The following is a 26694-nucleotide window of genomic DNA, read 5'->3' on the forward strand; positions in this document are numbered from 1 at the left end:
TCCGCGGCCCTACCGAACCCGCGTCCATGGCAGAGGACGAACACGAGGAGACCGCAGAATCGGACGCATCGGGCGAGGACGGCGAAGAGAAATCGTTCCGAGAGCGCGTCGAGGAGATCCGCCAACAGCGCGCCGAGGAGCGAGAAGGGGGAGAAGAGGGTGAGATGAGCCGCGAGGAACGCATGGAAGAGATGATGGGCGGCGGCGGCGGTGGCGGCCCCGGCGGCATGGGCGGCAACCCCTTCGCACAGATGATGGGCGGCATGATGGGCGGCGGCGGTCCCGGTGCCGGCGGCCCCGGCGGCATGGGCGGTGGGCCCCGCGGCCCCGGTGCCGAGGAGGACGGCAGCGACAACGAGGAACTCACCCGCGAGATCCGAAAGCTCCGCGACGAGGTCCACGACGTTCGGCGGTCGCTCGACCGTATCGCCGACGCGCTAGAAGACTGAGCTCCCGGTCGCGACGCCGCTCGGTCGTTTCTGTGGAAGAACGTCGACAGCGACGGCTCAGTCTTCGTAGGCCAGCGTCATGATCCACTGCGAGAACGTGTCGTCGTGTGGATCGACCTCTTCGTCGCCGATAAACGGCGAGAGCTGGTCGCCGGCCATCAGCAGGGAGAACTCGAGGTCCTTCGCGGCCGGGGTGAGGTAGTACGTGTTGTGGCCCTCGTAGACCGTCTCCTCGCGCTGGATGAGGCCTTTCTCGAAGAGGGACTCGACGATCCGGCTCCCCTTCCGGGAGGACACGTCTAAGTCCTTCCAGAACTCGCTCTGGTGGATCCCCCCCGACTCTCGGATCAGCTCCAGCCCGGCCCGTTCGTCCTCGGAGAGGTCCGCCTCCGGAGTCGCAGAACTCATAGTATGCTACACCAGAACGGTGGGGCGGTTAAATCTGACCTTCGACGGGTCGGTACGTCGTCCGACAGGGCGGACCGTCGGCGTAGCGGTACGTCGTCACCGCTCCGAGCGAGATCAGCGACGACGACCGTGTCCCGAAGCCATCGCCGTGGACACAGACGCCGTAGTCGTGGTCGCTGACGACCGACCGCGCGCGGTCGAGCCACGCAGCGGCGTCCTCGCCGGGTTCGACCTGGAGTGCCTCCCGGACGCGGTCGGCGTTGTGGGCCTGCTGTTCGCCCACGTCGGGGCGGAACCCTGGAATCCGGTAGTCGCCGTCTGCGCCGACGTTGACGACGACGTGGACGCCCGGTTCCAGCGTCCGGACCGCCAGTTGGCCGTCCCATTCGAGCAGGACGGCGGCGTTCTCGTCGGCGATCACGAGGTTGAAGCCGTCGTATTCGGCCTCGCGGACCGCGCCCTCGACGGCCCGAGCGGCCGCCTCCGCGCTCTCGTGACCGAGCACGTCACGGACGAGCAGCCCGCGCGAGCGCTCGCCTGCGAGCTCCGTGTCGACCCAGCGGTTGGTGATCGCGGCGAAGACGCCGTGTTCGTTGTAACCAAGCCAGGTCCCGCCCGCTTCGGCGTCGCTGGGTGCGACGACGCGAGCGCCCCAGTGTCGCTGCCGTGGTGGCTGTGACTCCCGATCGAGCCGTTCGTCTCTGTTCGTGGCCGCGACGACAGGCGTGTCTTCGAACACCTGCCAGGCCAGGACGAGTGTACACACGACCGTCTGTACGCGCCCGACAGCAAAAACGGTTGGCGCCGGCTCACTCGTCCGCGTCGAAGAGTCGTCGCGCGGCGTCGCGGTCGACGGTCCCCGAGGCCGTCCGTGTGAGCGCGTCGACCACGCGGATCGTCTTCGGGACCTCGTAGGCGGCGAGCGCGGCCTCGCAATGGCTCCGGACGGCCGCCGCCGTCACCTCGCCCGCGACCACGGCGGCGACCCGCTCGCCCCACTCCGCGTCGGGAACGCCGACGACGGCTGCGTCCTCTACCCCGTCGATCGTCCGGATGGCCGCTGCCACGTCGCCGGCGACGACGGTCTCGCCGCCAGTGACGATCCGGTCGTCGGCACGGCCGACCACCCAGAGGCGGCCGTCCTCGTCACGGTAACCCAGGTCGCCGGTGTGAAACCCGAACTCACCGAACGCGGCCCCCGTGCGGGCCTCGTCGAGGTAGCCCGGCGTGACCGTCGGCCCGTCGACGACGAGTTCGCCGCGCTCGCCGGGGGCAGACGGCTCCCCGCCGTCGACGACGGTCACGTCGGTGAACAGGAGCGGCTGACCGACGGTCCCGGGGTGGGAAAACGCCGTCTGTGGCCGCGCCGTCGCGATCTGTGAGGCGGTTTCGGTCATCCCGTAGGTGGGGTGGACCGGGACGCCACGGTCCCGGCAGCGCTCGACGAGCCGTTCGTCGGCGGGCCCGCCGCCCAGCAGGACGGTCCGCACCGATTCGGGAGGTTCCCACCCGTCGTCGAGGAGGCGCGAGAGCATCGTCGGGACCAGCGAGACACCGGTCACGTCGTGTTCGTCCAGCACCGTCGCCGTCTCGCCGGTCTCGAACGACCGCTGGACGACCACGGTGGTCCCGTACAGCGCCGCGCGGACGAACGGCGCGAGCCCGCCCATGTGGTAGGTCGGGAGCGCGACGAGCCAGCGGTCCTCGGGCGAGACGCCCAGCCGGAACGCCGAGGCGGTGGCGCTGGCGACGAGGTTGCCGACTGTGAGCCGGACCCCTTTCGGATCGCTCGTCGTGCCCGAGGTAAACAGGACGACCTGCTCGTCGTCGCGGGCGAGCGGAGCCGGGTCCGGCGGTGTGTTGTCGGTGTCCAGCGGCGTGACGCCCTCGGACTGCGGTGTGTCGACCGAAGCGACCGGACAGTCGGCGATCTCCGCGGCCGTCCGCTCGGTTCCGCGCTCGCAGACGAGCAGTGCCGGGTCGACGCGGTCCAGTTGGGCGGCGAGGCTGGCGGCCTCCAGGTCGACGTTCAGCGGGACGAGCGAGACGCCGGCACGCATCGCACCGAACAACAGGGACGCCATCCCGACGCGGGTGTCGACGAGGGTGGCGACGCGTCCCCCGTCCACAGTCTCGGCGTCCGCCTCGGTAGCAAAGCGGGCGGCGACGGCGTCGACCCGTTCGTCTAGGTCGCGGTAGCTCCACGCTCGGCCGTTGGCGGCGTCGATCACGGCCGTCCGCTCGGGGGTACTGGCGACGCGGTGGCTCACCAGGTCGCGGGTCGGCCAGTCGACGGGCTCACGCACGGTCTGTCACCTCCGCGGGGTCGAGTCCCAGTCCGTCTCCCTGTGGCACCGAGAGCCTGCCGTCGACCAGTGTCGTCGGGTCGGGCGCGAGGTCGTCGTCCAGTCGATCGCCGGTCGCCAGGCCACAGGGGGCGATACCGGGGACGGCGGCGGCGACGTGCAGCGCGGCGAGTCGGGCGACCACGCCGTCGATGGTCGTCGTGATCACGGGCTCGATCCCGCGGTCCTGCGCCCGCAGTGCGAGCGTGTGGGCGTTACCGGGGCCACCGACGACCATCGGCTTGAGGATCAACACGTCGGCCGCGTCGGCGTTGATGACGGTGTCGACGCGGTGCTCGATCAGGCTCTCGTCGAGGGCGACGCCGACCGGACCGCCCCGGAGGGCGGCGTGGCCGGCCAGGTCGCCGGCGGGCAGCGGTTGCTCGACGTACGCGACGCCAAAGTCGGCGAAGACCGCGAGCGCCTCCCTGGCTGTCGCGCGGTCCCAGGCACCGTTCGCGTCCGCACGGAGCGTCACACCGTCGCCGACCCGCTCGCGGACCGTACGCAGGCGGTCGATGTCCGCCGAGAGCGAGCGGGCACCGACCTTGAGTTTACAGCACTCGAAGCCCGCGTCGACGGCCTCGGCGACGGCCCGTGCAGTCTCGTCCGGACCGCCGTCCCCGACGGTCGCGTTGACCGGGACCGATCGACAGTCCCGCTCCCCGTCGAACCAGCGGTACAGCGGGACGCCGTCGGCCCGCGCGTCGGCGTCCAGCAGTGCCGTCGCGAAGCCGTGACGGGCCGCCGGCACCTCGTGGGCGTCGAGCGCGAGCAGCGCCCCGGAGTGACCCCGCTGGGCTCGGCGTCCGCGGCGGCCGCCAGCCCGTCCTCGCAGGCCGACAGCGACTCCGTCCAGCCCGGGAGCGGCGTCGCCTCGCCGACGCCCGTGTGTCCGCGGTGGTCGTACCGGACGACGTAGCCGGTTCGCTCCTCGATGGTCCCCCGTGCGGTCCCCAGCGGCTCGGCCAGCGGCAGCGAGAACCGTTCGTAGGTGAGCCCGGTCATAGCCCGGCGACACCGAGTCCCACTGCGAACAGCAGCGAGTGGAGAAAGAGCGTCTTGCCGACCCGCTCCAGCGCGGGGTTCAGCGCCGCGCCCTCTGTCCGCGTGAGGACGGTCCTGCTCACCGCGGCCGCCAGCGGGAGCGAGAGCAGCGGCGCCAGTGCCGGAAGCCCGTAGGCCGGATCGAGCGCGAAGACGACCGGGACGACGTAGGCCATCCCGACGAGCGCGAGGAACTCGACGCGGCTCCACCCGTAGCCTAGGTAGACGACGAGGGTCTTCTTCCCGGCCGCGGCGTCGGTCTCGCGGTCCCGGATGTTGTTCACGACGAGGATCGCCGTCGAGAGGCCGGCGGCCGGGAGGCTCGCGACGACGGCGGCCAGCGGGACGCTCCCCGGCGGGAGTCCCGTCGGGAACAGCCCCATGCTCTCCATGCTCGCGACGGCCTGGACGTAGTAAGTACCCGTGACGGCGACCAGCCCGAAGTAGACGAACACGAACAGATCGCCCAGCCCGCGGTAGCCGTACGGCAGGGGGCCGCCCGTGTAGAGGACGCCGGCGGCGATGCCCGAGAGGCCGACAGCTACGATGGGGACGCCCCCGACGGCGACGAGATAGACGCCGACCACGACCGCCAGCGCGTAGGTGGCGATCATGGCGCGTTTGACCTCGACCGGTTCGATGAGTCCGCCGGCGGTCACCCGCGTGAACCCCTCGCGCTCGTCGGTGTCGGCGCCCTTCACGGCGTCGTAGTAGTCGTTCGCGAAGTTCGTCCCGATCTGGAGGAGGAGGGCCCCGACGAGGGCGGCGACCGCCGGCAACGCGGCCGCGACGCCGGCGTGGACCGCCAGGCCGACGCCGACGACGACCGGCGCGGCGCCCGCGGGCAGCGTCTGCGGTCGTGCGGCCATCACCCACGCCTTCCGCTTCGAGACATCTGCCGTCGCTGTGCTCATTGTCGTCGTCTCGGGCCGCGACGTTCAAAGCGACTGTGGTTCCGGGGGTCAGCCGTCGTTCCAGGCGGCGAGTTCCGCTTCGATCTCCGCGTCGAGCCGTTCGAGGTCCGCGGTCACGGTCGCGGGTGTCATGTCCGCCCGGCCCTGCTGGATCAGCGAGCGAACCGTGGGGAACGGGCCGATCTGTGCACCGTTGGTCGCCGGCGTATCGACCGTCTCCCGGAACTGGTCGAACGCGACCGAGAAGTGGGGGTTCTCGTCGAACCACCCCGAGGCCTGGAGGCGCTCGATCGCCCCCTCGCAGACCGGGAAGTAGCCCGTCTCGCGGTGCCAGCGTGCCTGTTGGGCGGGTTCCAGCAGCCAGGTGAGAAACGCGGAGACGGTGTCCTCGACCGCCGGGTCCAGGTCGTCCCCGACCCACAGGGAGGCCCCGCCGACCAGGACGCCGTTTCGCTCCTCGCGCACGGGGAGATAGCCCGTCTCCAGATCGAAGTACGCGCCGGAGGTGATACTCCCCAGCGAGGAAGTCGAGCCGATCAGCATGGCCGCGCGTTCGTCGTGGAAGGCCTTCTTCGCCGCCCCGCGGGCCTTGATCCCGGGGTCGTGGTAGAGCCCGTCTTCCGCCATCCCCGTCCACCACTCGAAGAGGTCGACGCCGAACTCGCTGTCGAGGAAGGCGTTTGTAGGCGGCCCCGCGCGACCGTTCCCGTTGTCGACGAGTTCCTGGCCGGCCTCGGCGAACCACTGCTCGACGAACCACGAGTAGTTCGCGAACGTGATCCCGTAGTCACAGACGCCCGCGTCGACGAGGCGTTCGCTCGCCGTCCGGACCTCGGCGAACGTCGACGGCGGGTCGTCGGGGTTCAGCCCCGCCGCCTCGAACAGGTCGCGGTTGAGACAGAGGACCGGGTTCGAGGAGTTGAACGGGACGGAGTGGAGGGTTCCGTCGACCGTGTAGTACTCGGCGACGGCGTCGACGAGCGAGGCGGTCGTGTCGGACGGGACGACGTTCTCCGCTGGCTGGAACGCGCCGCTGGTCCGGGCGTTCGTGCTGCCGATCTCGTTGATCTGTGCCAGCGCCGGTACGTCGCCCGAATCGACGGCCGCCATCGTCTCCTCCAAGACGCCGTCGTAGCTCCCCAGCGACCTGAGTTCGAAGTGGACGCCACCGTGTTCGGCCTCGAACTCCCGGGCGAGGTCGTGCAACAGCAACGACTTCGCGCCGCCCATCGCGTGCCAGAACTCGATCACGGTATCACCCTTCGAGACCGTGTGTGTCGAGCGCTCGCCGGTGGTGAACTGCTCGGAGGCCGTGTCGAGTTCCTCGGCCTGGTCAGACAGCGTCGACACCTTGCTCGCGACCTCGGTCAGCGAACCGGTCTGGGTCTGTGCCGCTGCCGTGACGGTCTGTGCCTGTGTGGATGTCTCTTCGCTGACGGAACTCACGTCGTCGACCATCGAGACGACGGCCTGTGTCGACTGGGCCTGTTCGTCGGTCGCGCCGTCGATCTCCTGAATGCCGGCGTTGACCTCCTCGACGATGTCGACGATGTCGTCCAGTCCGTCGATCGCTTCCTGCACGGCGGCCTCGGTCTCGTCGACCACCGACCGCGTGTCGTGCATGTCCTCGACGGTGGTCTCGGTCTGCTCGCGGACCTCGGTGACGGTCTCGCTGATCTGGTCGGTCGCCTCCTTCGTCTCGGTCGCCAGCGTCTTGACCTCGTCGGCGACGACGCCGAACCCGCTACCCGCCTCGCCGGCCCGCGCCGCTTCGATGTTTGCGTTCAGCGCGAGCATGTTCGTCTGGTCGGCGATGTCGGTGATGAACTCGGTGATCTCCTCGATATCGCCCATCAGATCGCTCAGTTCCTCGACGGTCTGGACCATCTCGTCGGTCCGGGCGGCCATCGACTCCAGATCGTCGATCGCCGCCGTCGCAGCCTGCTGTGCGGCGTCGCCGCGGTCGACCGCCCGGGTGCCGCTCTCGGCGACCTCGTTCGCGGAGGCGGCGACCTCCTGTATCGTCGCCGAGAGCGACCGCATCTCGTCGGCGATACGCTGGAGATCCTCGTTTTGCTCGTCGGCGCCCGCCGCGATCTCGTCGATGGAGTCGCTCACACGCTCGCTCTCCTGTTTTACCGTCTCGACCTCCGTGGCGACCTCACTGGTCGCCTCGTCGACGGTCGTACTCGACTGTTTGACCCGTTTGAGCGTCCGGTTCCACTCGTCTAACATCCGGTTGTAGCGGGACGTGAACTCGACGACGGCGTCGACATCCGAGTCGATGTCGGCACGCCGTGTCAGATCGCCCTCGGCGTTGGCCTCGACGACGCCGCGGAGTTCCGCCAGCGCGCCTTCGAGGTCGTACAGCCGGCGCTTTCGCTCGCGGGCCTCGGCTTCGAGTTCCGCAACCCGCTCCCGGGCGTCGTCACGCTCGGCTTCGACCGCTCTGAGTCGGTCGCGAAGTTCGTCGGCCGAAGCGGTTTCGATGTCCAGTTCCGCGGTGTCTACACCGTCCCGAGACGAGACGCGGCCGCCGTCGGTCGTGGTTCGCCGCTGTCGTTCGTCCGTTCGGTTCCCGTTCATTCTTGACGATTGTTTTGGATTAATATATATGTACCTTCCCGTAGAGGTAGTTTCGTTCTTTATTCGTACTGGCAGTGACAGCCACTCTCGGTAAAGAAACGTTCACTCGGTCGATAGTCAGTATTCTTACCTATGTGCCCGCGGCTCGATACAGCAGCCGGCCCCATCGGGGCTCGCCGAGACCGGTTGGACGGGTACGGCGACACTGGGAGGTCTACTACCACACTCGGAACACGGCAGAGGCAGTGCTGTCGCGGTAGCGGACAGTAGCCGGTACCGGTGAGACCGCTGGGTCAGTAGTGCCAGGGCACGTCGTCGAAATCCGGCGCTCGCCCTTCGTTGAACGCGTCGCGACCCTCCTGGGCCTCGTCGGTCATGTACGCCAGCCGGGTCGCCTCGCCGGCGAACACCTGCTGGCCGACCATGCCGTCCGAGTCAAGATTGAACGCGTACTTCAGCATCCGCATCGCCGTGGGCGACTTGCTGTTGATCGCTTCGGCCCACTCGATCGCGGTGTCTTCGAGTTCATCGTGAGGGACCGCCTCGTTGACCATCCCCATATCGGCGGCCTCCGCGGCGCTGTAGGTCTTCCCGAGGAAGAACACCTCGCGGGCCTTCTTCTGACCGATCTGGCGGGCGAGATACGCCGACCCGAACCCGCCGTCGAAGGAACCAACGTCGGGATCGGTCTGGAGGAACTTCGCGTGCTCGTCGCTGGCGAGGGTCAGGTCACAGACCACGTGCAGCGAGTGGCCACCGCCGACGGCCCACCCGGGGACGACGGCGACGACGACCTTCGGGATGTGACGGATCTGGCGCTGGACTTCGAGGATGTGGAGGCGGCCGACGTTTTCGGGTGCGTCGTCGGCTTCCGGCACTTCGTCCGCTCGCGGCTCGCTTTGCTCCGCGCTCGCCGTTTCCGAGTCACCTGGCGACTCGCTGTATTCGTAGCCGCTCTCACCGCGGATGCTCTGGTCCCCGCCGGAACAGAACGCCCAGCCGCCGTCCTTCGGGGAGGGGCCGTTCCCGGTGATGATGACACAGCCCACGTCGGTCAGGCGCTTGGCGTGGTCCAGCGCCGTCGCGAGTTCGTCGACCGTCTCCGGGCGGAAGGCGTTGCGCTTCTCGGGGCGGTCGAACGCGATCCGGACGGCGCCGGTCTCGGTCGAACGGTGGTACGTGATGTCGGCGAAATCGAATCGGTCGACCGGGTTCCAGCGATCCGGGTCGAACAGCTCAGAGACCATACCGCTCGTCGGGACGGGCGTCGCAAAAAGATTCACGTGTGGGCGAAACGCTTTCGGCAGTGTCACTCCAGCGTGGACGTGTATGCCCTCCGACTCGGACGAACGGACGCTCAGGACCCTCCTCGGTGTCGGTTCCATCCTGATCCTCGCGTACAGTCTGATCATCGCCCAGCAGATCCTCCTCGGCGTTCTGGCTATCGTCGCCCTCTGGGCGGTCTATCTCGTCTGGCGACTCATCTCGGTCCTCGAACGGATCGCGGGCTCGCTGGAGTACCGCATCGAGCAGTCCGAGCGGGACGCCGACAACCGACTGGCCCGTGAGGGGACCACCGAAGTGGCCGAGGACGACAGCCTGCAGGACCCGGCGGTCGAACGCGAACGGTGAGAACTGGGCGCAAGGATTTATACCGACCTGTCGCCCATCAGAAACTAGTCGGCCGGCAATGACAGAGACGTACTACGACGTTCTGGGGGTCGCCGAGGACGCCTCGCGATCCGACATCGAAGCGGCGTACCGCGAGCGCCTCAAGGAGACACATCCCGACGTGAGCGACGACGACGACGCACAGACGGCCACCCAGCGGCTCGTCGAGGCGCGGGACGTGCTCGTCGACACCGAGGAGCGGGCAGAGTACGATCGCGTCGGGCACGCCGCGTACGTGGGCGAGGACTCGCAGACGGACACCGCTCCCGAGAGTGACGCCGCGACCGCCGCGCGGCGGGCGGGATACGGCGAGGCGACCGACCGCTCCGGCGGCGAACCGTCCGAGGATCGGGCCAGTACGTCGGATGCGTCGGCACACACCGGCCGCGAGCGCGCCGACCGCGAACGCCGCGCCAGCGAGCGCGTCTCCCGGAACCGGAACGGATCCCGAGGCAGTGGCACCACCGGTGGGACAGCGAGTGCGTCGGCCGCCGGTTCGTCGGGGGCGTCCCGGACGGCGGGACAGTCGACGCAGTACTCGGTCAGACAGGAGTACGACGTGGTCGAGCGGCCCGAGGAACTGTTGCCCAGCGGCCGAGCGCTCACTGTCCTCGGACTCTCGTTCGCGTTCTATCCGGTGTTGCTCGCCAGCGCGGTGTTTCCCCCGTTCCCGCTGTGGGTGAAGGTAGTGGTCGGCCTGTGTGCCGTCTGTGTCTTCGGCTACCTCCAGTCGATGCCGCGGATCGCCGTCATGGTCTTTGGCGGGTGGAGCCTGCTTGCACCGCTCATCCTGCTCGGCCTGCCCTTCGGGATCTTCTCGATCGTCGGGATCTTCACCCTCTGTGGGACCTGGCTCCCGTTCGGGTTCTCGGTGCTGACGCTCTCGATCCTCCGGTGATCAGTCGAGCACGCCGATCTTCTCCGCCGTGTAGCCGAACACGTCCTCGTACCCCTCCGGCGAGAGCAAGACGGGGTGGAACGCCTCGTCGGCGATCACTGGTCGGCCGTCGGCGGCGGCGACGGCCTCGCCCTCCGGGACCCGCTCGAAGTTCCGGGCGAACACCTCGTAGCTCTCGGCCGCGTCCTTCGGGATCGGTTCGCCGAGCTGGAACACCGGCAGCGGCTCCGTCCGAGCCCTCGGCTCGGCGTCGGTGACGCCGGTCGCCGCCAGGAACTCCCGGACGACCCGGGCCGCGTTCTCGGCGGCCGCCGGGGACCCCTGGTAGCCACACTCGACCTCGATCGTCGAGGGCACCGCAGAGAAGATCCGACCCTCGTTCGCCCCGGCGGTCCGGACGACGGCGTCGACCGAGAGCTGTGGACAGATCTCCCTGACGAGCGGCGTCACGTCGTCGACCAGGGCGAAGAGACCGCTGTAGGACTGTGTCGAGTGGAGCGCGAGCGTCGTACAGCCGTCCAGTTCCGCCGCGAGGTCGGCCGCCAGTCGCTCCTCGTAGGCGTCGGCGTCCGGATTACCCGGGAACGCACGGTTGAGGTCGGTGTCGACGTATCGCGTCCCGGCGGCCAGCGCACGCTCGTTCGCGATCACGAACTTCACCGGCCGCGAGACCGCCGGCGGGTCCGCGAGGACCGCCTCGATGCCGGCCGGGCCACACGGCTCGTCGCCGTGGATCCCGCCGACGACTGCCACCTCCGGCTCCCCCTTCCCCAGTTGCTCGACTCGCATTGTCTCCCGATACGGCCCGGGACATTTATCCACTGCGGAGTCGGTCAGTGTTCGAGTCCCTCGGCGTAGGCGATGTCCTCGGGTCGCGCCTCGGGATAGCCGTCGTCGAGGCGGATCTGCCACCCGTCGAGCGCCGACGGGTCCGACAGCGCGTTCGTGACCGTCGTGCGAACGTCGAGCAGGTCGACGCCGTAGAAGTCCCCGGGAAGCCCCTGGAAGTACTGCAGCGAGGTCCGAAACAGCGAACGCATCCCGTCGTCGTCCTCGAAGTCGAAGTGTTTGTACGCGCCGGCGGCGACCTGTACCATCCCGTGGAGGAACTTGCTCTCGGCGCTCCCGCGGCCGTAGTTGTACCACTCGTCCTCGAAACAGTCGTGTGACTCGTGGAACTCCCCGGAGTTGTACAGGCGCACGCCGTGGACCACGGCTTGTCTGAGCGTCGCGTGCTCCCACTGCCCGTCGGCCCGCCACCCCGTCGGGTTCCCCGCCGGCGGGTCGACCGTCGGGTCACGCGTGTGGTCGTCCATACCGGCGATAGGCCGTCGGGGTGGGTCAATCCTCCGGTCGCCCTACAGGTCGTAGCCACACTCCGGACACGTCCCGGTCGCTCCGTCGGTCGAGTGGTGACACCGCGGGCAGACAACGTCGTCGTCGACGCCAGCGGTGCTCTGGTAGCCGGCGTCGTCCCGGACGGCAAACGCCAGGACGGCGACGGCGATGAGCGCGAGCAACACGCCCACGACGGGCAGGGCGCCGTCGAGTTGAAGGACCATGCCAGCGACACGCATGACCGGACCGTCACCATCGACGCGTATATACGTTCTGCCGAGAGCCCCGACAGCCACCGACTGAGTTGGAGCCTCCGGATCCGCACAGGATCGGTTCGCCTACACACTCGGAACCGACGGCGGAACGCCCGAAGTCCCGATCCGTCAGCCGGAAGTGCCCGGTGCCGACACACCGGGGAGATCCGGCACGGCGAGGTCGATTCGCCGCAGCAACTGCGCGTTGATCGCGACGACGACGGTGCTCAGGGACATCAACAGCGCGCCGACGGCCGGTGAGAGGAGGATCCCGACCGGAGCGAGCACGCCAGCGGCCAGCGGGATCGCGAAGACGTTGTATCCGGCTGCCCAGACGATGTTTTCCTGCATCTTTCGGTAGCTTGCCGTGCTCAGTTTCACGAGCCGAACCACGTCCATCGGGTTGTTCCGGACGAGTATGACATCAGCCGACTGGACGGCGACATCGGTCCCGCTGCCGATGGCGATTCCCACGTCGGCCCGCGCCAACGCCGGTGCGTCGTTGACGCCGTCGCCGACCATTCCCACGAGCTTTCCCTCGTCCTGGAGCTGTCGGATTCGCTTGTCCTTGTCTTCGGGAAGGACCTCCGCGAAGACGGTATCGATACCTAACTCGTCGGCGACTGCGTGGGCCACGGCGCGGGAGTCGCCGGTCAGCATCGCCACCTCGATACCGAGGTCGTGGAGGGCGTCGACGACGGCGTTGCTCTCCTCGCGGATCACGTCGGCCATCGCGAACGCCCCGACGAGGTCGCCGTCCCGGAGCAGGTAGACGACAGTCCGAGCGTTTTCGCCGGCGTCCTCGGCGAAGGTGGCGAGGTCGTCCGGGACCGTGACATCGAGCCGATCGAGGAGATTCGGTCCGCCGACGTACACCTCCTGTCCGTCGACGGTCGCCCGGACGCCCCGTCCTTTCAGCGCCTCGAAGTCCGTCGCGGCAGGTGGCGCGACCCCTCGCTCCACCGCCGCGTGGCGGATGGCTCGAGCGATCATGTGTTCGGAATCGCCCTCGACCGCTGCGGCGAGCCCGAGAGCGTCCGTCTCGTCGACGCCGTCGACAGTCGCTATCCCGACGACGCCGTGCTCGCCTCGGGTGAGTGTTCCGGTCTTGTCGAAGACGACGGTGTCCAGTTCGCGGGCCTGTTCCATCGCGATGCGATCCCGCACGAGCATCCCGTTTTTCGCTGCGAGCGACGTGTTGATGGCGACGACGAGCGGAATCGCGAGGCCGAGGGCGTGGGGGCAGGCGATGACCAGGACGGTCACGACGCGCTCGACGACGGTCGCGTCGAACGCGGTCGCGACGGTCCACGCGACCGCCGTCACGGCCGCGGCCCCGACGGCGACGTAGAACAGCCAGCCGGCCGCTCGGTCGGCGAGCACTTGCGTCCGTGACTTGCTCCGCTGGGCCTCCTCGACGAGCCGCATGATGCCGGCGAGCGTCGTCTCCTCTCCGGTCGCACCGACCCGAACGCGGAGGCTCCCGTCGCCGTTGACCGTTCCCCCGATCACCTCGTCGCCGGGCTCTTTCGAGACGGGCGCCGATTCGCCGGTGAGCAGCGATTCGTTCACGTCGGAGTCGCCTTCCTCCAACACACCGTCGACAGGGACGCTCGCGCCGGGCCGGACGAGGACGAGATCACCGTCTGCGAGGTCGCTCACGGGAACCTCCTCGATATCGCCGTCGTCGGCGATCCGCTCGGCGGTGTCGGGCAGTAGTCGCGCCAGTTCGTCCAGGGCACCGGAAGCCCGGCGGACCGACCGCATCTCGATCCAGTGGCCCAGTAGCATGATATCGATGAGCGTCACGAGTTCCCAGAAGAACGCCGACTGCGTGGGGACGACGACGCTCGCGAGGCTGTAGCCGAACGCGACCGAGATCGCCATCGAGATGAGCGTCATCATTCCCGGCGAGCGATCCCGCAGTTCGGGGACGGCCATCCGCAGGAAGGGAACGCCGCCGTACCCGAAGACGACGACCGCGAACACGGGGGTGATCCACTCGCTCCCGGGGAACGTCGGGACGGCAAAGCCCAGCCACTCCTGGAGTGTCGGGCTGTAGATAAGGACGGGAATCGAGAACAGCACCGAGACGAAAAAGCGTCGCCGGAACATCCGCTCGTGGCCTTCGTGCATCCCGCTGTGGCCCCCGTGCTGGTCGTGACCGCGGCCACCAGCAACTCTGTGTCGAGGGTGAGCAGTCTCGGTCCCGTGGGCTGGGTGTTCGTCCGTTTCAGCGGCGTGTTCCGGGGGGTTGTTGGAATCCATCGTGCACTCCTCGGACCGGAGTCGTCCCCGGAGACTACTCACTCCGCCGTCAAATATCTCCCCACCGGCCCAGGTGAAAGCCCGAACGACAGTACCCACGCTTGCCGATGAAACCGACAGCTACGGCGTGTACGGACTGATCTGGCCTGTCGTCTGAAGCTCTCTCGTCCATAGACACGTCTGCAACAGTGAGTGTCCGCCGCCAAGAAAAACACCAGCCACAGAGGCCGAACTAGTGGGTGCCTCTGCTCCGTGTTCGTGCAACCTTTATATCAGCGAGTACTGACATCGAAGTGCGGAACCACGGGAAGTCTGAACCGGCGCGTGATTGGCTGGAAACGGGAATCGCGCCAGCGACGTGCGAGGGTAGCCAAGCCTGGAAACGGCGGCGGACTCAAGATCCGCTCCCGTAGGGGTCCAAGGGTTCAAATCCCTTCCCTCGCACTGACCGACCACTGTCGCCGTCGGGCGGTGTCGCCGAAGGCGACGACGCCTAGGACGTGAAAGTGGTCGGGACGAGGACCCGACGCGGTCCCTCGCACACAGTGCGGAAGACTGCACGGAGCGGTCTTCCCTCGCAATTCCTTCGAAAAATCGTTCCACAGAGTCTCCTCCCGCGGTCCGTCGTCCGCGCCCGAGTTCTGTTGAGCGGTTTCTTCACGGCTCGCTGGGCCGTAGATTTATACCGATCGAATAGGTACGTGATGGCATGGCAACCGACCAATCCGACGGGTCGCGTTTGCGAGTGCCGCCGTTCGAGAACACGGCGTTCTTCTCGATCGAGACGGACGATAGGTACGTCCGGATCGAGCAGTCGCTGGGGAATCAGGTCCGCTACACGCCGGACGAGGCCGAGGAGATCGCGCGGGACATTCTCGACGCCGTCGAGGAAGCCGAGGGGAACTAACGGGTTTTGCCACATACCGAGGTGGTTTGAAGCCGGGGGTGCCAGCGGGAGGCATGACCGACACACACCACAGAGCGGCGGTAGCCGAGCGAGCCGCCCGTGCGGGTGGTGCCGTCGCCCGCGAACAGTTCCGAGGAGCGTTGACCGTCGAGACGAAAGCGAACAAGAACGACGTGGTGACCGAGGCCGACAGAGAGGCCCAGCAACAGGTGCTGGCGACGATCCAGGGGGAGTTTCCCACCGACACGTTCGTCTGTGAGGAAGATGTCGGCCCCGTTCCCGGAGACGACGACGTGCTCGTCGACGAGGTGCCCGACACCGGCGCGACCTGGATCGTCGATCCGATCGACGGGACCGCGAACTTCGTCCGCGGGCTCCCGCTGTGGACGACCTCGATCGCGGCCGTCGTCGACGGGGAGACGGTCGGTTCGGCGACGTACGTTCCGGCACAGGGCGACCTCTACGCGGCGGGGGAGAGCGCGACCCGCGACGGGACCGAACTCGTGGCGAGTGCGCGCACCGACCCCGAGACGTTCGCCGTCGCGCCGGTGGGCTGGTGGGACCGGGACGACCGCGGGGAGTTCGGCCGCCTCTGTACGGCCATCGCCGAGCGGTTCGGCGACATGCGCCGACTCGGCTCGTTCCAGTTGACACTGGCGACGGTCGCCGACGGGGGGCTCGACGGCGCGATCTGTACCCGACCGATGAACCCGTGGGACACCGTCGCCGGCGTCCACATGGTCCGTGAAGCGGGCGGGACGGTGACCGATCTAGACGGGAACCGCTGGACCTACGACAGCCACTCGCTTGTCGCCTCGAACGGCGAGGCTCACGAGGAGTTGCTCGCCGCCGCGGCTCAGGCGCTGACCTGATCGGGTGGCGCCGGTGCGGGGGGTGCACACTGGACCGGAAGCCTGAAACCGCCTGCCACCGGTCACTCGGCCATGAACGCGCTCGATCGGGTCGTCGACGAGTACGGGGCCGAGCGGCTGTGGCTCGGTTCCTTCGTCGGACTCATCGTCGTCGGCGTCGGCGCCGTCCTGGCCGCTCCCGGGCAGGTGTGGGACCGGTTCCTCTGGCACTACTTCTGGGGGCCAGTCTACGCCGACGCGAAGGCCGCAGGCTGTGCGGTAATGACCGAGCAGGGTCCACAGGCGCTGTATCAGGGCTGTAGCGACGCGATCGCTGCCGGCCGGATCGTCGCCGAACCCGGCTACACCGTCGTCTCCGAGATCGGCTACATGCTCATCCTGGTGTACATGCTCGTCGGCGTCTACCTCCTGCTGGAGAACCTCGACGTGGCCGAGGACATCGAGCTGTACTTCGCGCTCGTCCCGTTCATGCTGTTGGGCGGGGCGCTCCGGACCGTCGAGGACCTCGGCGACCGAGCGCTGGAGGCCGGGGTCGACCCGCTGATCACCTACCCGCTGAACTCGCTGATAATCAGTCCGGTCATCTACGGGACGGTCTTCCTCCTGACGCTCGTGTCCCTGATCGCCTGCGTCTGGTTGGACACCAACGGCTACGTCGACAGCTACTACCGGGCGACGGCGACGCTCGGGGTCACCTTCGTCACGGTCACGCTGGCGTATCTCACCGTCGCCGCCCTCACCAGGGACTACGCGACGCTGTACCCGTCGGTCCTGCTCGTGACCGTCGGGCTGGCGTCGGTGCTATCCTACGGGCTCTATCGGCTGTACGATTCGGTCTGGCCGGCGGTCAACGCCGGGACGGGCGCGGTCGGGCTGTTGGTCATCTGGGGCCACGCCATCGACGGCGTCGCCAACGTCGTCCTGGCGGACTGGCTCGACACGCTGAACGTCCCGCTGACTTACTACCCGAAACACCCGGCCAACGCCTTCATCATCTCGATGACGGAGTCGCTCCAGCCCGCCGGGTTGAGCGCCGCAATCGGGACTTCCTGGCCGTTCCTGGTCGTCAAACTCGCCGTCGCGTCGCTCGTGGTCTCGCTGTTCAACGACGAGTTCCTCGACGAGAGTCCCCGCTACGCGCTCCTGTTGCTCGTCGCGGTCACGGCGGTCGGCCTCGGACCGGGGACACGTGACATGCTCCGGGCCACGTTCGGCGTCTGAACCCCGCCGGAAGACGGGTCGGCTGCTGTCTCAGGGGAAGGGGTGGTGTGCCCGATCCAGTCGCGGCTCGAAGCCCAGTTCCTCGGGCACCGACCGCGCTCGCTCGCCGAAGTAGCTCTCGCCGAACACGAGCGGCTGCGCGCTCGGGCAGACGACGCGGACCGCTTCGAATCCCATCGCGTCGAGGTCCCGCTGTGTCAGCCGGACGCCGTAGGGTTCGATCCCGACGGCAGTGACGCGCTCGACCAGCGTCGCCAGTTCCGCCGGCGGCTCGCCGACCCGGTCCGGACCCAGACGCCCGAGCGGGACAGCGGTCTCCGTGTCGGTCAGCGACTGAACTGACCGCGGGCGGTCCGCGTAGCGCCCGATCGCGCCGTCTGCCTCCTGTGCCTGTGATCGCCCCATCCCGCGCAGTTCCATCCAGTTCTGGAGCGCCTCGGCCAGCGCGCCGACGGCGGCCTGCCCCGGATCGAGGTCCGCCGCCATCCCGAGAGCGAACTTCGGCCACGTCTCGCCCTCGACGGCGACGGCCACGACCGGCACGTCGATGTCCTGTGTCAACAACAGCGGCGTCACCGACAGCCCCTCGGCGCTCGCCCGACGGCGGAGCGTCTCGAAGCCCTCGTGGTCGCCGACGCGGACGGCCAGCGGTTCGTACGTCGAGTACCACGACAGCATCGCGGCGTCGCGTTCGACGATCTCGTACAGGCCGGCAAGCAGCGCGTCCGTCCCCGAACTCCCGAGTCCCAGCCCGGTCGTCGTGGCGGGCCGGACCCGTTCGGACGGCGGCGGGTAGAACACGGTCTCCGCCGGCAGCGCCGCGGCGGTCCCCGACGCCAACTGTTCGCCCGGGACCCAGGCCACCGGCGGTTCGCTCGTGTGTGACTCGGGGGTGACGAACGCGGCGGGGGCAACGTGGTCCTCCGGTGGTCGGTTCGGCAGCGTCCCGGTCCGGTAGACGCCCCCGGCGTACCGCTCGTAGCTCTCCCCGAGTGCCTTCATGAACGCGGTGTCCCAGTCGGCACCGACACCGGCAGCCTGTCGGGGCGCGGCAGCGTCGCTGAACCCGCTCGTGTCACACAGCGTCGAGAGGTAGTACGGCGCGGGGAACGACTCGGCCTCGCCGACCTCGGTGACGATACCGACCCGCTCGTCCAGCCCCCGCTCCGCACGCGTCAGCGCGTCCGTGTCGGCGTCGTCGGCCCCGCGGCGGAGTTCCCAGTCCCGCTCCGGACCGCACGCACAGCCCGGGACCGGGAGAAACGTCCGCTCGGCGTGGGGGACCTCGGTGATGGTGCCCGACAGCCGCTCCCCACCGTCGAGGGCAGTCGCGATCCGGTGGCCCGCCAGCGCACCGGCGTAGCGCTGCGTGCCCGAATCGGGTCGGTCGACGCCGTCGACGGGTCCATCGACGGCGGCAGCGACGCGGGCTTCGAGACAGTCGTAACAGCCACTCTCCGGGCCGAACCCGGTGATCGCTGCGTCGACGACCGGGGCGCCACCGACACCGCCGAGTTCGACGGCGACCCAGCGCTGGCTGTCGGTCCGTGCCCGCTCGTCGACCGTCCGGAATGTGTCGGCACCGGCGCGGTCTACGGCGACGACGAACTCGGCGTCGACGCTCTCGGGGTCCTGCTGGTGCTCGACGGTGATCGCTGCCTCGGAGAGCGCGGCAGTGAGTGCGTCAGTCGCCGGCCCGGTGCCGACAACGGCGACAGGTGTCATACCTGCCGACTCACGGAGGGCGGGCAAAAGCCTGTGTGTCTCAGGCGGCGAGGATGCTCTGTGCGACCGTCGCGAGTTCGTCGGCGTCGGCGTCCTCCAGGCGTTCGTCGCCCAGGAGGAGGCGGAGCCGCGGCCGGCCGACATCGATCGGGACTTTCTCGGTGTCGATTAGCCCCATGTCTTCGAGTTTGGTCTTCGTCCGGGAGAACGTGGCCTTGCTGGCAAGCCCGATGTCCTCGCCCCACTTGCTGATGTCGTAGAGGAGTTCACCGTTCCGGGCGGCCACGAGCAGGCTGATGGTGACCTCGTCGAGGCCGTCACCGTCGCCCCGGGCCGTGGTCAGCGAACTCAGGACGCTGTCGAAGTCGGCCGCCGTCTCCGACCCGATGTCGGATTCCAGTGTCGACTGGACCCGCGAGAGCGGCGGCGTCCGCAGCGAGTACACCTCCGCGTCGGCCCACTCGGTGCTGTACTGGTCGTAGGCCTGCTCGACGAACGCGTCGTCGTCGGTCCCGAGGCCGCTGGCCGCGTCGTCGATCTCGACGATCGCGTGGACCGCCTCGGGCGTCACGGCGATGGAGTGGTTCGGGACAGCTTCGAGCACTCGGAGCGAGAGCTGATCGGCCTCGATCAGATCGGCGGCCGTGCTCGCGACGAGGAAGTCGTCCATGACATCCTTCAGCGCCCGCTCGTCGGCGAGCATTCGGACCGCCGGGGCGTCGGTAACTGTCTGGAGCGTCGAGACGAGCTCCGAGATCGTTTCGCGTGATGGGTTGACGATGTACAACGGTTCCGCCGCCTCCGTGAGTATCGTCGACAGCATCGAGCTACTATCGTCGTGGAGTAGCGTAGCACTCATGCTATAACAAGGTATGTAGGGATCTATCATATTTAATTTTATCCTCTCGAACCCATTGATTTCTCTCCAGCAGGGTAAACTCCTGCCGACCTGTTACGATAAATGTACTCTTTCGGTTTCATTAACCGAAGGCTAATCGTCCGTGTATCAACAGTTAACAAAACCTTACCGTGCGGTGAACGAACGCGGTACGGCGTCGTCGGATCAGTGGTCGAGCGAGCCCGCGAGTTCCTCCGACCAGTGGAACTCGCCGCCGTAGATGACCGGGAGCGAGCTCGACTCGAGAACGTCGACCAGTTCGTCGGTAGTGACCGTATACTCCCTGGTCCGGCCGTTGATCGCCTCGGTCCCGCCGTCGAACGGGAGTTGATATCGCTCGCCCGCGCGCCGTGGCGACACGACTTCACAGGTGAGGTCGTACCCGTCTTCGCCGTCTGAGAGCCAGAGGACTGCCGGCTCGCCCGGACTCGGGAGGATCGCGTACGTCCCGTCGCCGACGACGGCGTAGTCCTTGCTCATCACGATACGACGCCGGGCGAGTTTGAGCGCGCGGTCGATGCTGAACCCGTGGACCAACAGGCGGGCGAACGCGGTTCCGACCGTCGCCGCGTGCTTGTCCAGCACGTCGGTGAACGTCACTGCCCCCGCGACGGCCCCGCGCTTGACCAGGTCGAGCCCCTCGTCGTAGGAGCCACAAGCGTTGAGGAAGAACGTCGGCGTCCGCGCCTCGGTGAGTTCACGGGCGGCGAGAGTGCCGTCGGGACACCGAAGCCCGTCCTCGTCACAGTGGCCGATGTAGTGGACGAAGTCGTTGGTCGCCTCGAAGACGCTCCCCAGACGGTCGGTCGGGAGTTGCTCGTGGACGGCCACGTCCATCGGGAGGCCCGCCGCTCGCTCGCGGTAGATCTCCGCGACGGCGCTGTGTTCGTCGCCCATCTCGCGGTCGTTGAGGACGACGGCGACCTGGAGACGGTCGTTGTCCCGGTCCCGGAAGCGGTATCGGTTCTCGTAGGCCGCCGGGATCGTCTTGTGTGCGTCGATCGGTGTCCCCGAGGCGAGCCAGGCGTGGACCCGCCCGGCCTGCAGGTTCGGGGCCAGGACCGACTCGCGGTCCGCCCGCACACCCCGTGTCGGGTACGTGTCCGAGAGCGTCCGCTCCAGCAGGTCGCTCCGGTCGAGTGCGGTTCCCTCGGGCAGATAGATCAGACTGAGCTTGTCAAGCAGGAAGGGCAGACAGCGGACCCGCTCCGTCGAGGGACTCGCGTACGTCGAGAGGTGCCACTCCGGCAGCGCTCTCCTGACGCTGTCGGTCGGGACATCGAGGTACCGTTCGAGCCGCCCGGCCGGCGAGCGGTCCTGTGCGGCCGCGGGGTCAAGGCCGATCTCGGCGAGCAGGTCCGCGCCGGTGCGGTCCGGATCGACCCGTCTGACCAGACAGTCGAGATAGAAGACACGCCGCAACAGGGTCGCAGCCTCCTGCTGGAACGCCGGAAGCGGCTCGAACTCGTGGCGGACGGCGCCCCCGGTCGTGGTCAACAGGGGCGCGTCGCGGTCCTCGACGGTCACGTCGGCCCCGAGATAGTATGCCAGCGGCGCCGCCACGAACACCGACGGGAGCCCGGCGGGAAGCCGCAGTTCGATCCCGGTTTCCGTGCGGTCGCTTCGGACGCTGTCCGGGATCGACAGCGACTCGCCGACCGTCAGCAGCGGCGGGTGATCGCGCAGGCCCGGGTGGGACCGCGACGGCGCGATCGTGTGGTGGGCGGCGCCGAGCGCGGAGACGCCGGCAGCGACCCCCGCCGGCGAGTCCGGGACCGTGATCCGGCCCGGCGTCGCGTGTGTGAGCTCCCGATAGCCCACGGTGACGGGGTTCCGGTCCCACAGGGAGAGGACGACCCCCTCGTCGGTGGGGCGGAGTGATGCGGGTCCCTCGAAGCGGACGAACACCCGGCAGGCACCGCCCGTCAGGGGATCGGCCGCGTCACCCCCGCTCGTCCGTCTCGTCGTCGTGACCAGAAACCCTCCGTCCGGGAGTTCCGACGCCGTCGTCAGCTGATACTGGGCGTCACACGAGAGCGACGTTACCGTCGTCTCACTCCCGGGGAGGACCAGGCGGGCCGCTTCACCGCGGAAACTCTCGTCGGTCCGGCGGGGGATCGGGCGGTCGACGGCCTCGGTGCACTGATCGAGCTGTGAGAGGATCGTCGACGGGACGGACTCGCCAGTGGCGCCACCGACCGCTTGCGGGTTCGACTCGTCAGTCGGCTCCGTCACCCCCCAGGTGACCATATGCCACACTGTGCACCCTTCTTAGATATATACGTACTGATCACAGGCCCGACATCAGTCGAGGTCGGCGGTACGACGGCGAGACTGGGACGGCCTCACACGCCCCGCACCAAAGGGTAGATTATTGACGGGCCCGTTCTGAGGGGCAATTATGACCTACGACACCGTCCGCGAGACGGACCCGGCAGTCGCAGACGCGCTGGAAGGTGAGCGACAGCGGCAGAACGACACGCTCGCGATGATCGCCAGCGAGAACCACGTCTCCGAGGCGGTCATGGAGGCCCAGAGCTCCGAGCTGACCAACAAGTACGCCGAGGGCTACCCCGGCGAGCGCTACTACGGCGGCTGTGAGTACGCCGACAATGTCGAGGAACTGGCGATCGACCGCGCGAAGGAGCTGTACGGCGCCGACCACGTCAACGTCCAGCCCCACTCGGGCTCACAGGCGAACATGGGCGTCTACCTCGCGGTGCTGGAGCCGGGCGACAAGATCCTCTCGCTCGATCTGACACACGGCGGCCACCTCTCTCACGGCCACCCGGCGAACTTCGCCGGTCAGGTCTACGAGGTCGAGCAGTACGAGGTCGACGAGGAGACGGGCTACGTCGACTACGAGGCGCTGGCCGAGAAAGCAGAGTCCTTCGAACCGGACATCATCGTCTCGGGTTACTCCGCGTACCCGCGCGAGGTCGAGTTCGACCGCATCCAGGAGGCAGCCGACGCCGTCGACGCCTACCACCTCGCGGACATCGCTCACATCACCGGCCTGGTCGCCGCCGGCGTCCACCAGTCGCCGGTCGGTGTCGCGGACTTCGTCACCGGTTCGACCCACAAGACGATCCGCGCCGGCCGCGGTGGCATCATCATGTGTGACGAGGCCTACGCCGACGACATCGACTCCGCGGTGTTCCCCGGCTCCCAGGGCGGCCCGCTGATGCACAACGTCGCCGGCAAGGCCGTCGGTTTCGGCGAGGCGCTGAACCCCGAGTTCGACGAGTACGCCGAACAGACCGTCGAGAACGCGAAGGCGCTGGGCGACCAGCTCCTGGCACACGGCCTCGACCTGGTCTCCGACGGCACCGACAACCACCTCGTCCTGATCGACCTCCGGCCCTCCCACCCCGACACGACGGGCAAGGAGGTCGAGGAGGCGCTGGAGGAGGCCGGCATCGTCCTCAACGCCAACACCGTCCCCGGCGAGACGCGCTCGGCGTTCAACCCCTCGGGCATCCGCGCCGGCACGCCCGCGCTGACGACGCGCGGCTTCGACGAGGCCGCCTGCCGCGAGGTCGCGGACCTCATCTACGAGGTCGTCGACGCCCCGCAGGACGACGACGTGATCGCCGAGGTCAGCACCCGCGTCGACGAACTGACCGACGAGCATCCCCTCTACGACGCGGACGAAGAGCATCCGCTGTACGACTGACTCCCGGTAGGGGCGACGACGTGCCCTGACGGTTTTTTACGCGGGCGATTCCTACCAGAGACCGATGCCAGGTGGGGCGCCGACCGCGATGTATCGCGAACGGATCGACGCGCTGTCGACTGTCTCGGGCGACGGACCGCCGGTCCTCTGTCTCCACGGAACGTTGATGGATCGGACGATGTTCGAGCCACAGCGTCGGGCGCTCGCGGACGACTATCGCGTGGCGGCCTACGACCTCCGGGCGCGCACCGAACACGCCGTCGACCCGTACGATCTGGACGACCTCGCCGCGGACTGTCTGGCGGCGATGGACGCGCTGGGGATGGACCGGCCCGTACTCGTGGGGATGTCGATGGGCGGGTTCGTCGCGCTCCGGACGGCGCTTGCAACACCGGAGCGGGTCGGCGGCCTCGTCCTGCTCGACAGTACCGGAGCGCCCCATTCGCCCACACAGCAGGAGCAGTACGCCGCGCTGGTCGAGCCGCTGGCGGGCCAGTCGACGGTCCCGGGGGCGATGGCCGAAGGGATCGCCGAGACGCTGTTCGGCGAGACCACCCGCACCGAGCGCCCCGCCCTCGTCGAGGACTGGGTGGCCCGCTGGCGGACCTACCGCGGCGAGGCCGTCTACAACGAGGTCCACTCCTGGCTCGACCGGCCCGGGTTACTCGACAGACTCGGCGAACTCGGCTGTCCGCTGCTGGCGGTCCACGGCGCCGAAGACACGGCGATCCCGCCGGAACAGGGCGAGGAGACCGCTCGGTCAGCGCCGACCGGACGGTTCGAGCTGGTCGAGGGCGCTGGCCACTCCGCGAACGTCGAGCGACCGCGGGCCGTGAACCGCCACGTCCGGGCCTTTCTGGAGGATATCGTCGGTCCACGGTGACCGGGCCGTCACTGCCGACAGGTGCATAGTGACGTTTTTGCCTCCCGGGCATCGCTGTCCACGTGATGACAGAGATTATCGACGGGAACGCGGTCGCCCAGTCCGTGCGGGACGACCTCTCGACGGCGATCGACCAGCTCGCCGCCGAGGGCGTCCAGCCCTCGCTGGCGACGGTGCTGATGAGCGACGATCCGGCCAGCGAGACCTACGTCTCGATGAAACAGGACGACTGTGCCGAGGTCGGTATCGAGGCCATCGACATCGAGATCGACCCCGACGCCGACGCCGCGGAACTGTACGACACGATCGACGATCTCAACGCCGACGAGAACGTCAACGGCATCCTCGTCCAGATGCCGGTCCCCGACCACGTCGACGACCGGACGGTCCTGCGGGCCATCGATCCGGAGAAAGATGTCGACGGCTTCCACCCCGAGAACGTCGGTCGGCTGGTCGCCGGTGACGCCCGATACAAGCCCTGTACGCCCCACGGGATTCAGAAGCTCATCGAGTCGGCCGGCGTCGACACCGAGGGGAAAGACGCCGTCGTGGTCGGCCGGTCGGACATCGTCGGCAAGCCGATGGCGAACCTACTCATCCAGAAGGCGCCCGGCGGGAACGCGACGACGACGGTCTGTCACTCCCGGACCGAGGACCTCGCGGCGAAGACCAGCGCAGCCGACATCGTGATCGCGGCCGCCGGCGTCCCCGAGATGATCGACGGGGAGATGCTCAAAGAGGGTGCGACGGTGATCGACGTTGGGATCAACCGCGTCGACGCCGACACCGAGAAGGGGTACGAACTGGTCGGTGATGTCGAGTTCGAGAGCGCGAAAGCGGTCGCCGGCGCGATCACGCCGGTCCCCGGCGGCGTCGGGCCGATGACCCGCGCGATGTTGCTGTACAACACGGTCAAGGCCGCGAGCCGCCAGCACGGGATCGCCGTCGACCTCCCCTGAGCGATGTCCATAGAGGCGTTCGCCGGCCGCGACGTGGTGACCCGGCGGGTGACGCGGGAGACCGACGCCGAGGGTTTCGCGTCGATCCGCGACCGAATCGAGGCCGGACTGGAGTGGGGCGTCGGCGGACTCGTCGAGGACGCCGGCGGTCGCGTCCTGTTCGTCCGCGAGGGCGACAGCTACGAAGACGCGACCTGGAAACTCCCCGGTGGCGGCGTCGAAGCCGGCGAGCACCGCGAGGCCGCGGTGATCCGGGAGGTCCAGGAGGAGACCGGCGTAACGGTCGCGGTCGACGAGTTGCTGGCCGTCAGTGAGGTGACTGTCGTCAACGACGGCCGCTCGGCGCAGTTTCACTTCGGGACCTACCGGGCGACCCCCGAAGGCACGGCCCTGACCGACGATCCCGGCGTCGGCGACGAGGGGATCGTCGAGGTCGCTTGGAAGGAGTCGATCCCCGACGCCGCGCTCGACGCCGACCTCCTCCGGCGGGTCCGGTAGCTACTCCTGCTCGATCCCGGCGAGCCAGTTGTCGGCCGTGACGTACGCGGTCTCGTCGCCCTCGCTCGCGAATCGGCCGAGGTCCCGGGCCGCTCTGACGAGTCGGTTCGCGTCCGCCGGATCGACGTTCCCGTCCAGCGCTTCGATACGCTTTCGATGATCGCGGATCCGCCCGGCGAGGCGGCGTGCCTGCTCGTCGGGATGGTCGTCCAGATACGTTCGAACGTCCCGCTGGTAGTCCTCGACGGTCGCGGCCATCGCCAGGCCGTACGGGGATCGCAGGCCCGACGGCACTTCCTCGGGCGTGGGCCGTTCTCCCGCGTCGGCACCGCCAAGTAGCTCGTAGAAGTACCTTTCTACGTCGTCTTCGATCCGCAGGCCGCGCCCGATCTCGTCGCACAGTGACTGGAGTTCGCGCGCGGCGACGAACGTCTCGTCGAGGGGGCGGAGCGTCCCCGCGTCGATGAAGCCCCGCTTGCGCGTGTAGGTTCGGCAGGCCTCCGCCGCTCGGTCGGCGAGTTCGCCTAGTGGCGCTCGATCGATCCGGTTCCGGACAGGCGTCAGATCGAGCGTCGCGGGCGAGTCGGTGTGTCGCGTCCGGTCGTCGATACCGACGCTGTGGACGCTCCCACACTCCGGACAGGCGATACTCCCGGTCTCGTAGTAAGACCAGCGTGTGCCACAGTCCTGACACTCCCGTTCACCGCGAACTTTCATGTCGTACTCTCGACGCCCGGGACTCAAGTGCGTTCCGCGCTGCCGTCCTGTCGGAATGGAGTATCCCCGTACCGCCGCGTTCTATTCTCCGGGTTCCCTATCGAAAACTTACACTCTCTGCCGGGGGCCGGTACATTTAAGTTTCTCACTCTCCTTCGCC

24 protein-coding genes, 1 tRNA gene and 1 pseudogene are annotated in these 26694 nt (G+C 68.3%); 11 read left to right on the forward strand and 15 right to left on the reverse strand.

Features of this window, described 5'->3' with window-relative positions; translation table 11 throughout:
* Positions 1-26 precede the first annotated feature (26 nt).
* Entirely contained in the window at positions 27-449 is a 423-nt protein-coding gene (locus tag P1L40_RS18095; RefSeq protein ID WP_284009084.1) for a hypothetical protein, read from the forward strand.
* Positions 450-506: 57 nt separating this feature from the next.
* On the opposite strand, the gene P1L40_RS18100 is transcribed toward P1L40_RS18095, so the two are convergent.
* From P1L40_RS18100 to P1L40_RS18130, 7 genes and pseudogenes are all read right to left on the reverse strand, one after another.
* Complete coding sequence (locus P1L40_RS18100; protein ID WP_284009086.1) at positions 507-857, reverse strand: helix-turn-helix transcriptional regulator; 351 nt, start codon at positions 855-857, stop codon at positions 507-509.
* Between the two features lie 28 nt (positions 858-885).
* Positions 886-1623, reverse strand: a complete 738-nt coding sequence (locus tag P1L40_RS18105; protein WP_284009087.1) for an NRDE family protein — start codon at positions 1621-1623, stop codon at positions 886-888.
* A gap of 43 nt (positions 1624-1666) precedes the next feature.
* Complete coding sequence (locus tag P1L40_RS18110) at positions 1667-3163, reverse strand: class I adenylate-forming enzyme family protein (protein WP_284009089.1); 1497 nt, start codon at positions 3161-3163, stop codon at positions 1667-1669.
* Positions 3156-4210 (reverse strand): annotated as a pseudogene (locus P1L40_RS18115) (mandelate racemase/muconate lactonizing enzyme family protein). Before P1L40_RS18115 ends, P1L40_RS18110 begins: the two are co-directional and overlap by 8 nt.
* Positions 4207-5163, reverse strand: a complete 957-nt coding sequence (locus tag P1L40_RS18120; protein ID WP_284009090.1) for a 1,4-dihydroxy-2-naphthoate polyprenyltransferase — start codon at positions 5161-5163, stop codon at positions 4207-4209. Before P1L40_RS18120 ends, P1L40_RS18115 begins: the two are co-directional and overlap by 4 nt.
* 48 nt (positions 5164-5211) lie before the next feature.
* The gene (locus P1L40_RS18125; protein ID WP_284009091.1) at positions 5212-7749 is read right to left on the reverse strand and encodes an extracellular solute-binding protein; all 2538 of its coding nucleotides are present in this window, start codon (positions 7747-7749) and stop codon (positions 5212-5214) included.
* A gap of 293 nt (positions 7750-8042) precedes the next feature.
* Positions 8043-8996, reverse strand: coding sequence for a 1,4-dihydroxy-2-naphthoyl-CoA synthase (locus P1L40_RS18130; protein ID WP_284009093.1), 954 nt, complete (start codon positions 8994-8996; stop codon positions 8043-8045).
* Between the two features lie 82 nt (positions 8997-9078).
* Here P1L40_RS18130 and P1L40_RS18135 point away from each other — a divergent pair, with 82 nt between their 5' ends.
* Both P1L40_RS18135 and P1L40_RS18140 read left to right on the forward strand, forming a co-directional pair.
* Positions 9079-9381 carry a DUF8066 domain-containing protein gene (locus P1L40_RS18135; protein WP_284009095.1) on the forward strand — a complete coding sequence of 101 codons (303 nt, stop codon included), beginning with the start codon at positions 9079-9081 and terminating at the stop codon, positions 9379-9381.
* 58 nt (positions 9382-9439) lie between these two features.
* Positions 9440-10318, forward strand: a complete 879-nt coding sequence (locus tag P1L40_RS18140) for a J domain-containing protein (RefSeq protein WP_284009096.1) — start codon at positions 9440-9442, stop codon at positions 10316-10318.
* Here P1L40_RS18140 and P1L40_RS18145 read toward each other — a convergent pair whose 3' ends face one another.
* From P1L40_RS18145 to P1L40_RS18160, 4 genes are all read right to left on the reverse strand, one after another.
* Positions 10319-11107, reverse strand: coding sequence for a M14 family metallopeptidase (locus P1L40_RS18145; RefSeq protein WP_284009097.1), 789 nt, complete (start codon positions 11105-11107; stop codon positions 10319-10321).
* 44 nt (positions 11108-11151) lie between these two features.
* Entirely contained in the window at positions 11152-11634 is a 483-nt protein-coding gene (locus tag P1L40_RS18150) for a DUF309 domain-containing protein (RefSeq protein ID WP_284009098.1), read from the reverse strand.
* Positions 11635-11676: 42 nt separating this feature from the next.
* The gene (locus P1L40_RS18155; protein WP_284009100.1) at positions 11677-11895 is read right to left on the reverse strand and encodes a hypothetical protein; all 219 of its coding nucleotides are present in this window, start codon (positions 11893-11895) and stop codon (positions 11677-11679) included.
* 144 nt (positions 11896-12039) lie between these two features.
* Positions 12040-14046, reverse strand: coding sequence for a copper-translocating P-type ATPase (locus P1L40_RS18160; RefSeq protein WP_284011088.1), 2007 nt, complete (start codon positions 14044-14046; stop codon positions 12040-12042).
* Positions 14047-14538: 492 nt separating this feature from the next.
* On the opposite strand from P1L40_RS18160, the gene P1L40_RS18165 reads away from it, so the two are divergent.
* From P1L40_RS18165 to P1L40_RS18180, 4 genes are all read left to right on the forward strand, one after another.
* Positions 14539-14622: transfer RNA gene (locus tag P1L40_RS18165), tRNA-Leu, on the forward strand.
* 265 nt (positions 14623-14887) lie between these two features.
* Positions 14888-15085 (forward strand): hypothetical protein, encoded by a 198-nt coding sequence (locus P1L40_RS18170; RefSeq protein ID WP_284009101.1) that lies wholly within the window; start codon positions 14888-14890, stop codon positions 15083-15085.
* Between the two features lie 53 nt (positions 15086-15138).
* Positions 15139-15957, forward strand: coding sequence for an inositol monophosphatase family protein (locus P1L40_RS18175; protein ID WP_284009102.1), 819 nt, complete (start codon positions 15139-15141; stop codon positions 15955-15957).
* 72 nt (positions 15958-16029) lie between these two features.
* Positions 16030-17178: a DUF63 family protein gene (locus P1L40_RS18180; RefSeq protein ID WP_284009104.1), complete on the forward strand. Its 1149-nt coding sequence runs from the start codon at positions 16030-16032 to the stop codon at positions 17176-17178.
* Positions 17179-17208: 30 nt separating this feature from the next.
* Here P1L40_RS18180 and P1L40_RS18185 read toward each other — a convergent pair whose 3' ends face one another.
* From P1L40_RS18185 to P1L40_RS18195, 3 genes are all read right to left on the reverse strand, one after another.
* Positions 17209-18903: a YcaO-like family protein gene (locus P1L40_RS18185; protein ID WP_284009106.1), complete on the reverse strand. Its 1695-nt coding sequence runs from the start codon at positions 18901-18903 to the stop codon at positions 17209-17211.
* A 40-nt stretch (positions 18904-18943) separates the two neighbouring features.
* Positions 18944-19762, reverse strand: coding sequence for a transcriptional regulator TbsP (gene tbsP, locus P1L40_RS18190; protein WP_284009108.1), 819 nt, complete (start codon positions 19760-19762; stop codon positions 18944-18946).
* Positions 19763-19966: 204 nt separating this feature from the next.
* On the reverse strand, positions 19967-22051 hold the full coding sequence (locus P1L40_RS18195) for a hypothetical protein (protein ID WP_284009110.1): 2085 nt from the start codon (positions 22049-22051) through the stop codon (positions 19967-19969).
* A gap of 151 nt (positions 22052-22202) precedes the next feature.
* Between P1L40_RS18195 and glyA the strand changes: the two genes are divergently transcribed.
* The 4 genes from glyA (at position 22203) to P1L40_RS18215 (ending at position 25817) form a co-directional block, all read left to right on the forward strand.
* Positions 22203-23477, forward strand: coding sequence for a serine hydroxymethyltransferase (gene glyA, locus P1L40_RS18200; protein WP_284009113.1), 1275 nt, complete (start codon positions 22203-22205; stop codon positions 23475-23477).
* 64 nt (positions 23478-23541) lie between these two features.
* Positions 23542-24360 carry an alpha/beta fold hydrolase gene (locus P1L40_RS18205; protein ID WP_284009114.1) on the forward strand — a complete coding sequence of 273 codons (819 nt, stop codon included), beginning with the start codon at positions 23542-23544 and terminating at the stop codon, positions 24358-24360.
* Positions 24361-24425: 65 nt separating this feature from the next.
* Positions 24426-25319, forward strand: coding sequence for a bifunctional methylenetetrahydrofolate dehydrogenase/methenyltetrahydrofolate cyclohydrolase (locus P1L40_RS18210; RefSeq protein ID WP_284009116.1), 894 nt, complete (start codon positions 24426-24428; stop codon positions 25317-25319).
* Between the two features lie 3 nt (positions 25320-25322).
* The gene (locus P1L40_RS18215) at positions 25323-25817 is read left to right on the forward strand and encodes an NUDIX hydrolase (RefSeq protein ID WP_284009118.1); all 495 of its coding nucleotides are present in this window, start codon (positions 25323-25325) and stop codon (positions 25815-25817) included.
* Here P1L40_RS18215 and P1L40_RS18220 read toward each other — a convergent pair whose 3' ends face one another.
* A complete protein-coding gene (locus tag P1L40_RS18220; RefSeq protein ID WP_284009121.1) occupies positions 25818-26534 on the reverse strand; it encodes a DUF7117 family protein in 717 nt (238 codons plus the stop codon).
* Positions 26535-26694 lie beyond the last annotated feature (160 nt).

Origin of the sequence: Haloarcula pelagica, from assembly GCF_030127105.1 — an archaeon.
Lineage (GTDB): Archaea > Halobacteriota > Halobacteria > Halobacteriales > Haloarculaceae > Haloarcula > Haloarcula pelagica.